The sequence below is a fragment of the Dyadobacter beijingensis DSM 21582 genome, from assembly GCF_000382205.1.
Lineage (GTDB): Bacteria > Bacteroidota > Bacteroidia > Cytophagales > Spirosomataceae > Dyadobacter > Dyadobacter beijingensis.
Genome location: NZ_KB907788.1, coordinates 644,353 through 659,286, shown reverse-complemented (window position 1 = coordinate 659,286; position 14,934 = coordinate 644,353). Strand labels below are relative to the sequence as shown.

Genomic DNA, 14,934 nt, shown 5'->3' with positions numbered 1-14,934 from the left:
GATGGTTTTTGGGTGTTCACAAACGACAAAGACCTTCCTCGCTCCCTTCGCGGGAGCTTTAAGTTTCGCTTAAAATCAGGGGAATTTTCGAAGCCGGAAACGCTGGACCCGTTTTCGGCTTTTTGCATGCTATAACCGGTGTCTTATCATACGGTAAGGGTTTAGGATGAATGGGTTAGTTGAAAATCAATACTACCGGCAACCTTCGCTGGAAATGACCACCTGGCCGTCGCTGACGCGGTATGCCGCGCCGAGCGTTTGCGTGATAATGTCGAGTTTTGTGAAAAACGGTTCATTGCTGAGCTCCACGCGCAGCGAGCATTGTTCCATCACGGCGGCGTCGTAGACGATCGGGATGCCGTATACTTTTTCCAATGCCGAAAACACCTTGCTTACGGGCTGGTTTTCGAATACGAACCCTGCTTCCGCGTCGGGCTTGATGAGTTCGAGCGGCATGTTGGTGATGGTTTTGGAAATGACGTTGTCTTTCACCGAAAAAACCGCCTGCTGGTTCGGGGTGAGGAGCAGTTCGTTGCTGCGCTCGGAAGGATGTTCGATATCTTTTAACGGCAGTACCGACACCCGCCCGCTGTGCACCTGCACTTCCACGTTGGTATCGGAGGTTTTCACGAGAAAGCTCGTGCCCAAAACCCGCGTTACCAGGCCATTGGCGTAGACAAAAAACGGGTTCTGCGGGTCTTTCGTCACGTCGAAGAACGCCTCGCCGGAGAGGTACACCTCGCGTTTTTTATGGTTAATAAAATCATTGGCATAGCTGATCCTCCCCTTCGGCGCCAGGCTTACACGGCTGCCGTCGGGCAACCCGATCCGCATCTGCCGCGCCGACGTGTTGACGACCTCTTTCATCGCCGCCGTAGCTTCGGGCATGTAGGCTACCTGCCCGCCCGGTTTCCCGGCCTGCTGCTCCGATTTCCAGAAAAACGCCCCGCCTAATGCTACCAGGAGCGTCACCATAGCGGCTACCGAAAGCCAGTTTCGCCACGCAAGCCGCTGCCCGGGCTCCTCCGTCGCGGCCTGAGTAGTGTGCAATATCCGCTGCACCTGGTCTTCGAGCTGCTGATCGGTGACGATCGCCGAATGCTCCTGCCAGGTGAGAATGAGCTCCCTGGCTTGCTGCATAATCACTTTTTTATCCGGATAGAGGCGTACGATTTCCTCCCAAAGATCCGCCGTCGCGTCCGCCGTACCGCTTACCCAGCTGCGGAAACTATCATCTTGCAGGAAGTCTTCAAGATCGTAATCTTTATAATATTTCATATTAAAACACCATTTGGTGCGCTTACTGGGAGGATAATCGGCAAATGCCTGAATCATCATCGAAAAAGTGAAAATATTTTTCGATGACAACTAAAATATTTTACAAGTGCTTAAAAATCAATACAATAAAGCAAACAAGAACGACGGCAGGATCGTCTGCCATTTGGCGCGGAACAGCCTTAATGCCTGTGAAAGCAGGTTCGCAACGGCCGGCCGGGAGATTTCCAGCACCTCGGCAATCTGTTCGTGGGAGAGGTCTTCGAAAAATTTCAAATGAATGATTTCGCGCTGGCGCGGCGTGAGCGTATGCAGTACTGTGCCGATGCGCTGCTTGCGGCGCGCTTCGGATTCGGAAGAGATCAGCCGGGTTTCCGTATCTTCCTCCGCGTTCGCATTCTCGTGCCAGGTTTCGAAAGTCGTCAGCGCGTGCCGCCGCTCGATTTCTTTGAGCAGGCGGTTGCGCAAGCTCTTAATAAGGTACGGCCTGATCCGATCGGTATCGGCCAGGAAGCGCCGGCGGTCCCAAAGCGAGGCGAAAAGGTCGTGGATGCAGTCGTTCAGCGCGTCGCGGTCGTGGATGAAGCGCGAGCCATACTCGAACAACGCACGGAATTCCCCGCGGATCATGTCCTCAAAAGCGGCCGGGTCGCCGTGTTTGAATCTTTTCCAACGTTCCAGGTCCTGTTCCATCCGTGTACGAATGTGTGCTGCGATTGATCGAATTTCTTTATTAAGTAAAACTTTACCCGGAATTACTGCAAAAAAGAGAAATCCTCCCAAGCCATCGACGCCTGAGAGGATTTCAAATAATGCCGGATGTTATTTACCTGACAATAACCAGTTTTTGCCCCGAACGGCTGGCCGTCTTGTCGCCGGTCGTCAGCAGGTAGGTCCCATTTTCAAGACTTTCCACACCGATCTTGCCGTTGTACACCTTCGTTTTTAATTTCAATACCCCATTCACATCATAAACCCGTGCTTCTTCGCCCTCCTGAGCGGGCACATGCACGAAACTATCCGCCGGGTTCGGGTAAATTTTGAAGTCGCCCGCCCGGAACGAGACGTGGCGCATCGCGCTCCATGCATAGGTACCGTCCGTATCAACGATTTTCAACCTGTAAAAATGATTGCCAGCCGCCACATCCTTGTGGAGGAACCCGTAATGCCGGGCAACTGCGCTGTTACCTGCCGAAGCCACCGTGCCGACGGGGGCCCAGTTACGGGCGTCGGTACTATGTAGTATTTCAAAATGGCTGCTCGCAGATTCTTCCGAGGTCGACCAGTCCAGCAACACGTCACGCTCGGCTACTTTCGCCGTAAACCCGACGAGCTTTACGGGAAAGGCCGCATTAGCCGTCACATTGAATGTGCCTGGCGTGCTGCTTTTTACTCCGGCGGCATCCTGCAATGAATAGGTAAACCCAACCGGATCGCCGGGGCCTCCCGCCCCTACCTGGCCGTAAAGCACGAGCTTTGCCGCATCGAAAGCGGCAATCTTAGCATTTGGAGACCCGGCAATGACCTCCTGGCCGTCATAATAAATTTTGGAATTCGGTTTAATGCTCTCGATCACGAAAGTTTTACCTGCATGACAGGTTCCGGGTGCAGCACAGTCTTCCGGATCGCTACCGGACAATGAGCCACCTGAAACATACCCCGTAAGCGAGGCGCTGCTCAGCGGAATACCCCGATACCCCGCAAGCCCGGGGCCGCCGGCAGGCGATGAGGACAATGCATCATTAGGAATCAGGAATGTTTTGCTGTCGGTAGCGGGCCGGCGGTTAATGGCAAAATTGATGTTCGTCAGTGGCGTAGCCAGGGTTACGTCTACGCCCTCGATGACCGCATTCGGGCTTCCGTCGCCAGTTTCTACCGTGCCTTCTCCCGCAGCCACCCATCCCTGCGGCAGCAATGCATTCCCGGCTGTCTGGGTGAAATAGGCATTGGCCGTGGTAAGCCTTAATGAGTAGGTACCATTATATACATTCGGCAACGAAAAATTACCCGATCCGTCCACTGCCGCGTAGCCCCACACTTTCCCGTTCGTACCCACGGCAATCACATTCAAGCCGCCGGCGTTCGTTCCGGCTCCCCCTATTACATTATCGGTCAAACCGTTAGCATCATTAAATACTTTACCGTTGATCATATTGGGTTTGGTCATCCAGACCCGGTGATCCTCGGTTTCACCCTCACCCAGGATGGCAATGCTGCGCTCGTCGGCGGGCGTCGCGGGATCGTCCGGGAGGGTAGCAGGGTCTGTGTACGAGATTCGCACGCGGGTGTAGGTTTGCCCGGCACCATAGGGAATAGCGGTAAGGTCCCAGGTAAAATTGAGGCTGGTTTGCGAGTTGTCGGCGGTAAGCGTATTCCAAGCATATTCCGACGAACTGAAAACGCCATCCTGGTTGAAGTCGATCCAGGCCATCACGTAGGCCGGCGTGGCCGGATCGGGCGATTTTTTGTACGCCGGAACTATGTAGGAAAATGTGGGCGCTATGTTGATCGGGAATTCCACGACCTCCTCCGCGTTCACCGGCCAGATGTTCTCGTCGTACCCGTTGTATTCATCTGCGAAGCCGCCGTAGGTGGGACCAAACGAATCGGCATCGGCACCATAAGCCCCTACACGCAGATTTTTGTAAAAAGTCTCAGGAACCGTACCCGGCTGAATGCGCGGGGTCCCGGGCGACGACTGGTTCCAGTTGAAATAGTTGGTAATCGTGGCTGTGCTTCCCACCGGGTCTCCCCCGGTAATCGCAAACGGCTGCTTGTTAATGGCCATCCCATAGGTCGGGTCGCCGTCGCCGGTATCGTAATAAACCATAAATCCAATGGCTATCGAAGAGCCGGTCGCGCAATTCATTTCTACATTGGCCTGCAAGGGCGCAGCGGCGGAGGCTTCATTTTTGATGGTGTGGAAAACAGCGGAATTGTAGCCGCCCACATGGGCCCGGACGGTCTTGTTGGCGTCTGTAAACTCGGCAGCCGCCAGGTTGGAGGATTTAGCCACCTGCCAGTCGGTTTGTGCCGCGAGCTTCCACGCGGAGCCGTTGGTCGTCACTTGCGTATAATCGTTAATTGCCCCCGCAACTTCGTTACCATCCTCATTCTGTGCAAAGAACATGCTCAGGTCCATTGCCTGCCCGTGCAGCACCGCCCGGGCAGTGACCTTAAAATTGACTTTGAGCCCGGTGCCTGCACCGGCGAAATTGGGGGTGAGCGCGATGGGCGGCTTCTCCCCCAGCATGGGGTGGTAAGCATATAATGTTTGCGTGCCGTCAGTAGCCTTCGTGCCCGGCGTATAGCCTATTAGTTTCGTACTGGCCAGCGTGCCGGGTGCTTGCACGGTCCCGGAAAAAGCGATCTCGTCCAGCACCACCGTCACGACCATATCGCCAAAATTCACGGTGCGCGTAATGCTCTGCCCTGCCACGAGGCCGTTGGCCGGCAAAATATCGTCCCAGGTAAGCCACGCCAACGTCGGCCTGAATACCCCTGTGCCGTACTGCGGCCAGGTTGCCTGCGAAAATGCCAAATGTGCCGGCAGCGCCTGGTGCAGCAGCAACGTGGCAATCAAAATCCTTTTAAGATAAAACCCCCTCATAGCTTGTGTATATTATCGTGTCAAACAGCCCACAAATTACCGACTTTCTGCTGGCAAAATGCGTTTAAGTAACCGATATTTTATCAACAGGCACCTGTGAGTTATTCTCCGAGAAATGTCTTGATCCAATTGCGATTGCGAGGTAGCTGCCTTACGGTTTGCGGTAGCCTTTCGAAGCGTCGTCGATCACCAGTACCCAGTCGTGCCCGTAGCCGGAGGTCGGCGGTATGAATTTGTTCACGGCATGGTTATCGAACTTGCCTGCGTCGCGGACTTTGCCGGTGCGCGGGTCATACCAGAACGCTTCGAGCTGCGTCCCGGAAATTTTGCCGGGATTCACCGAGAATGCTTTCCCGGCGGCCGTATATACAAAGAGGTAATCCTTCCCGCGCGTCGCCTGCACACGCTCCGGAGCGGACAATGCATGCTCGACGATGATCGATTGATCGGGCACGCGATCGGTAATCGGGCGGGATTCGATGAGCTTGCGGACATACTGCATTTCCAGTGCGCCCGGCAGGTCGAGCGCCTGCTGCCAGTACACGTGCGGGCCGTTCACGGCTTCGCGGTTGGGCGAGTACATCTGCCAGATGTCGTGGCACCCGTAAGTGTGCCCGAACGCGCCTGCGAACAGGTCGAGGTACGCCGATTTACGGACGTCGTAGGCGCTGGACGTGCCGTTTTCCTTTACATTAAAACAAATCGGGTGATCTTCATAAACCGGTTCCGCGTCGAGTACGGGCTTCACCAGCGTGCGGTTGTACGAGCGCTGGATGTTGTCGTAAACAGGCGTATCGCGGCAATGACCAGTCTGGAACATGTTGAAATCGAACCACTCGTCGTCGTGGAACCACTCGCTGGCCCCTTCCTTGTTGGGCTGCGGATGGTAGGTCATCAGCACCTGGTCCTGGCCCCCGGCCCCTTCTGCAATGCCGGCGGCCATGGCACGCCATATTTCCACGTCGCGACTATCCTTACGGGGCTGACGGTCACCGCCGAGTACCCAAATGAGGTTCTTTTTAGACTTATAGCGCGTTCCCAGCCATTTGCCGTACACTTTTGCATTGTTTTCGTTAAATACCTCCGGCCCCTTTCCCCAGGTACTTTTAAACACCTTGTCGCCCCAGGTCGGCAGGAAGGCGATGGTGAGCCCGTAATCCGCGGCTTTGTCGATAACATAGTCCACGTGTTTGAAATAGGCCTCATTCGGCTGCGTCGGGTCATTCTTGATGAGCGGCTTTTCGCCGTAGGAATTCGGTACTTCGAGCCCGTCGAACTCTGCCAGTGCTACGGCCTGGATGACGGTAAATCCCTGCCCGGCGCGTTTCTGCAGGTAATAGTCGGCGTCGGCGCGGTCGAGGCGGTGGAACAGCTCCCAGGCTGTATCTCCGAGCCAGAAAAATGGCTTGCCTTCTTTGAGTAGATAGCGTTTGTTTCCGCTTACTGTGTATGATTGCGCGTGACTGGTGAGCGCGGGCACGCATAGCAACATGAAAATCAGGCATTTGAAGGGCTTCATCGGAATGGCGGGCTATCGGTTGAACGGAATGCTATCATTGTCTGGCAGGAAAAGGCAGCCGTGTTGATTTCTTAACTGTCCATAGTCAATTTTCACCATGGCGGCCGCCTGTCGAATTTTCATGACAAAGACCCGTTGCGCTTCTTCAAATTGTACCTTTTGAATGTATTATTCCGGGAAATAATTTCAAATAGCCGATCAATAAGTATAATTATCTATAAATCAGCATTTTAATACGAAATATCACCGAAAGGACTATCTCTATACGTAGAATAAATTTTACCGTTAAGTAATTAAATTCCTTGAAATGGTGATATATCATTAATATTGAAGTACTAATTTTACATAACCTAAACCAAACGTACCTCCACTATGATCATTATTTCTACGTCCCCTGCTTTTGTCGTTTCTACCCACCGGATATCATCCTGATCCGGGCAACAAAGGCCCTTTCAACACCGCCCGTTGGGCTACTTCCCGGGAACACTTCATCGATCTCTTCTGCCAGGCGCCGGCAGCCCGTTCTTAATATTTTACATTATCCATCAATTAACCCATTTCATTATGGCTGAACCATTTCTATCTGAAATCCGGATGGTGAGTTTCAATTTCCCACCGAAGGGCTGGGCACTTGCCAATGGACAACTCCTCCCTATCAACCAGAACCAGGCACTGTTCTCCTTGCTCGGGACTGTCTACGGCGGCAACGGGCAAACCAACTTCGCATTGCCGGATTTCCGCGGCAGGACACCCATTCACATGGGAAGCGGCCACACGCTCGGTGAAAGGGGCGGCCAGGAGGCCCACACCGTTACGATGCAGGAAATGCCGCAGCACAACCACTTTGTGCGGGCCGTCGACTCCGGCGCTTCTTCGCTGAACGACCCGACGACGGCATACCTGGCCAATACGCAGCCCAACAACTTCTATTCGACCGTTCCGGGCACGCAATCCGCACTCCACCCGGCAACCATTTCCAATGTGGGGGGCAGCCAGGCGCACAACAACCTGCAACCTTTCCTGGTGATCAATTTTATCATTGCACTGCAGGGTATCTATCCAAGCCAGAACTAGTGTCAGGCCAGTTTTATCCATTTAATCTAAACCAAACCCCAAAATAATATGGCAACGCCTTATGTGGGAGAAATAAGACTTTTTGCAGGCACATTCGCACCCGCTGGGTGGATGCTCTGCCAGGGCCAGACGCTTCCGATTTCTGAAAACGAGGTCCTTTTTCAATTGATCGGAACAACTTACGGCGGCGACGGCCAGGAAACGTTCCGGCTACCGGATATGCAAGGCCGTTTGCCTGTGCATATGGGATCGCTATCGGGCGGCAGCACCTACCAGATCGGCGAATCGGGCGGAAGCGAAGAGGTAACGCTGACACTCCAGCAGATCCCGAACCACAACCACGCCTTCCTCGCAGCAACAACCGGTGCCGACGTGGCGTCCCCGAGAGATGCCGTACTGGGTATTTCGACAACGACGAACGGCTACATAGCCAGCATCCCGAGCCAGCCGATGGCAGCTGACATCGCGCCGTTCGGAGGCAGCCAGCCGCACACCAACGTGCAGCCCTTCCTTTGCGTGAACTTTATCATTTCGTTGTTCGGGGTATTCCCATCGCAAGGCTAGGCCCAGGCCACCCGGTAATTGTAGAACCTCAAAATCATCCATCAAAATGGCAGATCAATTCGTAGCAGAAATAAGAATATTCCCCTTCAATTTCCCGCCAAAAGGCTGGGCATTTTGTAACGGGCAACTCTTGCCTATCTCCCAAAATACCGCATTGTTTTCATTGCTCGGGACCTATTATGGTGGCGACGGCAAATCGACATTTGCATTACCAGACATGCAGGGTAATTCCCCCATGCAGCAGGGCCAGGGCCCGGGACTTTCGGAGCGCTTCCTCGGGGAAATGTCCGGCACGCAAAGCGTGACATTGCTGGCCAGCGAAATTCCCAGCCATACGCACACGATGAGTGCTGCCCCGGAAGCTGCGGAAATCAAAACACCGACCAACAGCGCGCTCGGGTTTTCCACGCAGGGAAATATCTACGCGACCTCGCAGCCCAATGTGCAGATGAACTTCCAGGCGGTGTCGCTGGTAGGCGGAACCCTTCCCCATAACAACATGGCGCCATATATTACCGTGAACTTCTGCATCGCGCTCCAGGGTATCTTCCCGCAGAGGCCTTAGCAGGACCCGACCGGCATTGTTTATGTTTTTCTGATGATCAATACAAGATGAAGCTTACGAATACCACCCTTGCACTGAGACCCATTACGCCGAAAGATTTACCGTTTCTCAGCGGAGTATATGCCAGTACGAGGGAAGCAGAAATGGAGCGGGTGCCGTTCTGGACTGATCTCATGAAAAAGGAATTTCTCAGGAGCCAGTTCGAGGCACAGCACGAGTATTATCAGAAAAACTATACCGGTGCCGAGTTTTGGGTAATCGAATTTGAAAAGAAAAGTGTCGGGAGGCTCTACCTCCACGAGAATTTTCAAGGTAAGGGTATGCGGATCATTGACATCAGTATCCTGCCCCAGTACCGGAACCGCGGATTCGGCCAGGCTATTTTTAAAGATCTCATGGACCGGGCGGCGCATCTCGAAAGGCCGCTTACCATTCATGTGGAAGCCTTTAATCCCGCCAAGAATCTGTATACCCGCCTTGGATTTAAAAAAATCAGTGAAACCAATGGAGTTTATCATTTAATGGAATGGAGACATACGATTTAAGTCAGATCACCGCGGCGGAATTCCAGTCGCAGGCAGGCGAGCCGGTAGTAATCCATTTCGCACCAAATTTTTCTTTGCCGGCAGTGATCGGAACGGTAACTGAGCTCAATGGCTATACACCGCTCGAAAGGGCTTCCTTTTCAGTGGAGTTCCAGACTACCGGCGACCACCGGGTTGTCGCGCAGGGCATTTACCGGGTCGTTCGTGCCAACGGCCGGTATTTCGATCTTTTTCTAGTGCCGGTTGCCCAGGATCCGCTTGGGACTCGGTACGAAGCTGTTTTTTCTTGATCGGGACAAGCCCGGTTCCAAATATCCATCAATACATTCTCCCTATGATTCAAAACTTACGCTTCAAACTGAAACCATGAAAAATCTCTACTTCTACCTGGCAGGCATTGCCCTGCTGGCGTCGGGGGCCGAAATGGCCCGCGAGCTTTCCGGCGACACGCCGAACGCCCACGAATGGGTGGCGAAACCGACCAAAAACACCGGCACGAAATCGCAGGAAAAGGTGCCCTTTGCGAGGGCGCGCAAAAAAGCAGGCACCAAGGCCATGCTTGCCCCGAGTATCAGTGCCACTAATGCCTATGCCATCATCAGCGGCGGGGCCACCGCCGGCGGCGTGCTGGAATACACGGTGGTAATCAACAACACGGGCCCTGATCCGGCCACGGCCACCAGCTTCACCGAAACGATCGACGTGAACACGACTTTGGTAGGCGGCTCACTGGTAGCCAGCCCCATCGCGGTAAACGACAGCTATTCTACAATCGGTAACGTGGGGATCGACGTTCCTGCCGCCCAGGGTATCCTTTCCAACGACGTGAGCCCGGCAGGCACGGCACTCAGCGTCAATAGCGCCACGACCGTCACAACAACGGGCGGCGGTACGGCTACCATCACGGCTGCAACAGGTGCATTTACATACAATCCGGCAGCGGGTTACACAGGTAATGACACCTTCACCTATGAAGTGCAGAACGGCTCGGGCATGACCTCGACCGCCACCGTGACCATCGCCGTAGGAAGCGCTGTGAATGTGATCTGGTTCATCAATTCAGGAGCCGCTGCAGGCGGTGACGGAACGCTTGCCAGACCGTTTAACAGCATCGCGTCTTTCTCTTCGATCAACGACGGTAGCGGCTTGCATCCCAAAGACGGGCAATTTGTTTTCATTTACACCGGATCCTATACCGACGCGCTCACACTGCGTAACAACCAGAAAGTGATCGGCCAGGGGGCTACGGCTACTCTATTGAGCATTACGGGCCTTTCGGCGCCGAGCGGCAACAACTTATTGCCTGCCACCAATGGCACGCGGCCGACGCTTACGACCTCGGGTGGTACAGTAAATGCCATTAACCTGGGCGCCAACAACAACCTGCGGGGGTTCAATGTCGGAAACACATCCGGAACAAAAATCTCCGGTACCACTGCGGGTGCCCTGAATGTGTCGGAAGTGGGGCTTTCCGGGTCGGGCTCGTCGCTCAACCTGGGCGGCAAGACCCTCGACGCAAATTTCTCCGAAGTAACAAGTACTTCGGCCACGGGAAGCGTGAGCCCCATCAAGATTGCTACCAGTACGGGAAGCCTCACGATCGGCAGCGGCAGCATTACCGCGACGTCGGTACCGGCCATCGACATTAACAGCAGCATTGCGCTGAACGTCTCACTGACAGCCGTCTCCGCGAATGGAGGTGCCAGGGGTATCGCGATCGCCAATACGACCGGGACATTCAATGTCAACGGCAGCGGCACAACCGCGGGATCAGGCGGTACCATCCAGAATATTACCAACCGTGGTATCGAACTTCAGAATACTGCGGGCATCACCATTAAGAACATGAACCTGGTAAATGCCAACCAGAATGACGGGACAATCCCGTCCGGGTCAGGCAGCGACATGGCCAATGGGGCAGCCAACGCGGCGGTTTATGCCCTCAATACGAACGGCCTGACCCTGGACCGCGTGGTGATCAGCGGGACCGTAGCCCAGGAAGGTATCAACCTCCGGAATTCGAGCAATTTCAATTTCACCAATGGTTCAATCGGTGCTTCGGGAACGTCCGGCATTTCGACGGAGGGCTGTATTTTCGCGGTAAATACCGGCGGCAGCAACTCGATCGTCAATTCGACGTTGTCCGATCCGGGGGGCCGCGTTGCCTATTTTGCCAATTTCAGCACCAATATGACGTTGCTGACCGTCGACAACTCCGTTTTCCAGAATGCCAACGGCGCTGCCGGTCTGCAAGTGATAGGGTATGGCAATGCCAATATGAAGGTGAAGGTGCAGAACAATTCCAGGTTCTTCAATTGCCGGACCGCGGGCGTGGAAGTGTATGCCAACAACACGGCACAAATGACCGCCGAGATCAAGAACTCGGTAGTGGATCCCGGAAGTGGCGTCGGCAGAGGATTCGATGTTGCCGCATTCAATGATGGAGCTACCAGATTCAATATCGAAAGCAACAACGTGAAGCATAACAATGGCATCGGTATTAATGCGTTCGCAAACGCCAATGCAAATATCGAGGGAACGATCAAAAATAACACGACCAACAATTACGCGCTTGTTAATGGCATCTCGGGTATCGTTGCCTCCGTTGAAGGCGTTACGGCAGGCGAAAATGCACCGGAAGCCATCGTAAGTATCGAAGGCAACACGGTCCAGAACACGACGAACGGCCATGGTATCGTGGCCAGCGCGTTGAGTACGGGCGGTGCAAAAAGTCATTATGTGATCAGAAACAATAATATTCAGGTTACCGGCCCCATTGCCTGGTATGGTATCGACGTCAATACACCCGCACAAGGGGCTGCTCCGCTCAATACGGCCACCATTTGCGCATATGTAAGCGGCAATGCCGTCAACTTGTCCGTGCCTACCAACTTCGCTTACCGGGCCAGGGCAGGTAATGTGGGTAACGTCATTCAATCGCAAGGAACAGGCGCTTCTATCCCAACCGTCTGGGACAACAATGGCAACACACCGGCAGGCCGGGCATTTCCGAGCGGTAGCGGGTCGTTTACTTATGGCGCCACATGCCTTACACCTGGCTCACTTACTTTCCGTGAAGGACTAGTGGAAGTGTTGCCTGACGAAAAGATCACAGCGCCATCGGCTGCGCCGGTTGAGCAGAACGCGCCGGAAACAGCCGCCGTGCAACCGGAGGTAGCCGCAGCGCAGCCGGAGGTAGCCGCAGCGCAGCCGGAATCGGCGGCGGCAGCACCGGTGACCCTTCCAAGCAAACCTGCCGCTGATGAACCGGCGGAAACCACAGTCCCAAGCCCTGCCAGGACCGAAGCCGCACAGGCGGGTGAAACAGTGACGGTAAATGGTACCGGAAGCGGCTTTACGCTCCCTGCCGGCAAAAGCACGACCATTAAGTTCCGTGTCACCATCAATGCCAATATCCCGGCATCGGTTTGCCAGCTTTCAACCCAGGGAACGGTGAGCGGCAGCAATTTTGCCTCGGTACTGACCGACGATCCTAACACCGCAGGTACCAATAACCCGACCACCACGACTGTAACGTCGACACCGGTGATCACTTCCTGCCCGGGCAACCAGACATTCTCGCCCGATCCGGGAACGTGTACTTCCACCAAGACATTCGCGGCAACAGCCGATGCATGCCCGGCGGCGACGCTCACCTATCGCGTCAACGGCAACCCGATCACATTCCCGTACACATTCCCCGCGGGTGAAACCACGGTGGTCGTAACGGCATCGAACGGCATTGGCACTGCGCCTACCTGCTCATTCAACGTGACGGTAACCCCTACCCCGGCGCCGCCGATCACGGACGAGCCGGACGCTGTGACCATTTGCGCAGGCACCGGTACTTCGTTCACCGTAGCGAGTTCCCAGGCCGGCGTCACCTACCAATGGCAGAAAAAGCCATTCGGTGGTTCATTCGCGAACATTACGACCGGCACCAACCCGACCGCCGACGACGCGACGCTGGTATTGACCAACGTTCCGACTTCGGATAATCTTTCGGAATACCGTTGTATCATTACAAACCCTTGTAACAACAGCACTTCCGCCGCCGCCGTCCTGACCGTGAAGCAGATCACCGCTTCCACCCTCACCGGTACCACTGCCGTAAACCAGGGCACTACGCCTCCGGTAGTAACATTCGGTGCAACGGGCGGTACATTGCCTTACACATTTACCTACAAGGTTAATGGCGGCTCGAACCAGACCGTAGCAACGACCGGCGTAAACACCACTGCGACGGTCGCGCAGCCAACAGGCACCGTAGGCGTATTCACCTACGAACTGGTAACTGTAACCGACGCACAAAACTGCACGCTGACACCGTCGCCGGCACAAACCGCAACGGTAACCGTGTCTAACAACCTCACAGCTACCATCTCGGGCAGCACCAACGCCTGCCAGGGAGACGCGCAGCCGGCGGTTACGTTTACGGCAGTGAACGGTGTCGCGCCATTTACATTTACCTATAAAATCAACGGGGGCACCGACCTGACCGTGACAACGACGGGGGCAAACACCACCGCGACCGTGAACGTACCGACTTCTGTAACCGGAAACTTCGTGTACAGCCTGACCAATGTAAGCGGCGCAGGCGGCGCTTCGACCCCGATTTCAGGGCAAACGGCGACGGTGAATGTAGGTTTGAAACCGACGATTGCACTTTCAGGGCAGGAATATCAATGTACGAGTGACCTCAATACCTACACGGTATTCTTTACGGCCACGGACGGCGCGGTAATCACCACCGACAAGGGAACCGTTAGCGGCAATACCGTAATCGGCATTCCTAGCAAGGAAACGGCGACCATCATTGCGACACTGGGTGCCTGCTCGGATACGTTGCTGGCCTACAAGGATTGCTCGCTGCCGGTAACGCTCATTGATTTCACCGGTTCAAAAGTGGAAAAAACGGTTTCGCTGAAATGGCGGACTGCCGAGGAAACGAACAGCGACCGTTTCGAAATCCAGCGCAGTACGAATGCTAAAAACTGGTCGACGATCGGTACGCAGAAATCCAATGGCGAAAGCTACGCGGTGCTGAACTACTCTTTCATTGACAAGCAACCGGAGCAGGGCGACAACTTCTACCGCCTGAAAATGGTGGATGCGGACAGGACGTTTGCATACAGCACGATCATCAAGGTCTCCTTCGCAGAGCTGGCCCTGAAATCGGAATTCTATCCGAACCCGGTATCCGAGGTGCTGCACCTGAAAAGCACGGATTGGAGCCAGGTGAAATCGGTGGAAATGCATAACATGACCGGTACAGCCGTGTATAAATCAGGCAAAACCGTATCAAAAACGATCGATGTGAAAAACATTCCGGTGGGCATGTACATCCTGACGATCACGCACCAGAACGGTGAGGTGATCAACCGGAAAGTGCTTATCAACCGATAAATGCGACACCGATGAAATAGTAAAGTGTTGTTTAGGTTAAACAGTATCAGGCGGGGAGGTTCTCTCCGCCTGATTTTTTTTGCCCCAACCCCGAAAATCCCCAAGTTTTTACCCGGAAAATGTAAAAAACAGGCTAATTAAGCGCCGCATTAATGGTTTGTTAACCATTTCTTAATTAGCCCCGGATTACTTTGACCCCACGGTTCGGCCGACCGTTTTATCATCCATCCCATTCACAATTTAACTATGGCAAGATCCCGCACAGGCCCGTGCGGGGATAGAAAACTATGTGGTAAACCAGACTCCCAGCCGCCCCGACGAGGGCCGCGAAATTCAAGAACGAACAACGATTTAAACGAACAGGAACTTAACCCTA

Annotated in this window: 10 protein-coding genes; 6 read left to right on the top strand and 4 right to left on the bottom strand. The window is 54.3% G+C overall.

Annotated features, from left to right (window positions below; genetic code table 11):
• Window positions 1-192 precede the first annotated feature (192 nt).
• From H144_RS0116230 to H144_RS0116215, 4 genes are all read right to left on the bottom strand, one after another.
• Window positions 193-1,278 (bottom strand): FecR family protein, encoded by a 1,086-nt coding sequence (locus H144_RS0116230; RefSeq protein WP_026350747.1) that lies wholly within the window; start codon window positions 1,276-1,278, stop codon window positions 193-195.
• A gap of 117 nt (window positions 1,279-1,395) precedes the next feature.
• Window positions 1,396-1,968 (bottom strand): RNA polymerase sigma factor, encoded by a 573-nt coding sequence (locus H144_RS0116225; RefSeq protein ID WP_019943142.1) that lies wholly within the window; start codon window positions 1,966-1,968, stop codon window positions 1,396-1,398.
• A 133-nt stretch (window positions 1,969-2,101) separates the two neighbouring features.
• Window positions 2,102-4,885, bottom strand: a complete 2,784-nt coding sequence (locus H144_RS33350) for a CshA/CshB family fibrillar adhesin-related protein (RefSeq protein ID WP_019943141.1) — start codon at window positions 4,883-4,885, stop codon at window positions 2,102-2,104.
• A 151-nt stretch (window positions 4,886-5,036) separates the two neighbouring features.
• On the bottom strand, window positions 5,037-6,404 hold the full coding sequence (locus tag H144_RS0116215) for a glycoside hydrolase family 140 protein (RefSeq protein ID WP_019943140.1): 1,368 nt from the start codon (window positions 6,402-6,404) through the stop codon (window positions 5,037-5,039).
• A gap of 564 nt (window positions 6,405-6,968) precedes the next feature.
• Between H144_RS0116215 and H144_RS0116210 the strand changes: the two genes are divergently transcribed.
• From H144_RS0116210 to H144_RS0116185, 6 genes are all read left to right on the top strand, one after another.
• Window positions 6,969-7,478, top strand: coding sequence for a phage tail protein (locus H144_RS0116210; RefSeq protein WP_026350745.1), 510 nt, complete (start codon window positions 6,969-6,971; stop codon window positions 7,476-7,478).
• A 48-nt stretch (window positions 7,479-7,526) separates the two neighbouring features.
• The gene (locus tag H144_RS0116205; protein ID WP_026350744.1) at window positions 7,527-8,042 is read left to right on the top strand and encodes a phage tail protein; all 516 of its coding nucleotides are present in this window, start codon (window positions 7,527-7,529) and stop codon (window positions 8,040-8,042) included.
• A 46-nt stretch (window positions 8,043-8,088) separates the two neighbouring features.
• Entirely contained in the window at window positions 8,089-8,607 is a 519-nt protein-coding gene (locus H144_RS0116200) for a phage tail protein (RefSeq protein WP_019943137.1), read from the top strand.
• A gap of 47 nt (window positions 8,608-8,654) precedes the next feature.
• Window positions 8,655-9,152 (top strand): GNAT family N-acetyltransferase, encoded by a 498-nt coding sequence (locus tag H144_RS0116195; protein ID WP_019943136.1) that lies wholly within the window; start codon window positions 8,655-8,657, stop codon window positions 9,150-9,152.
• Complete coding sequence (locus tag H144_RS0116190; protein ID WP_019943135.1) at window positions 9,134-9,442, top strand: DUF6916 family protein; 309 nt, start codon at window positions 9,134-9,136, stop codon at window positions 9,440-9,442. Before H144_RS0116195 ends, H144_RS0116190 begins: the two co-directional genes overlap by 19 nt.
• A 76-nt stretch (window positions 9,443-9,518) precedes the next feature.
• Window positions 9,519-14,558, top strand: a complete 5,040-nt coding sequence (locus H144_RS0116185) for an Ig-like domain-containing protein (protein ID WP_019943134.1) — start codon at window positions 9,519-9,521, stop codon at window positions 14,556-14,558.
• Window positions 14,559-14,934 lie beyond the last annotated feature (376 nt).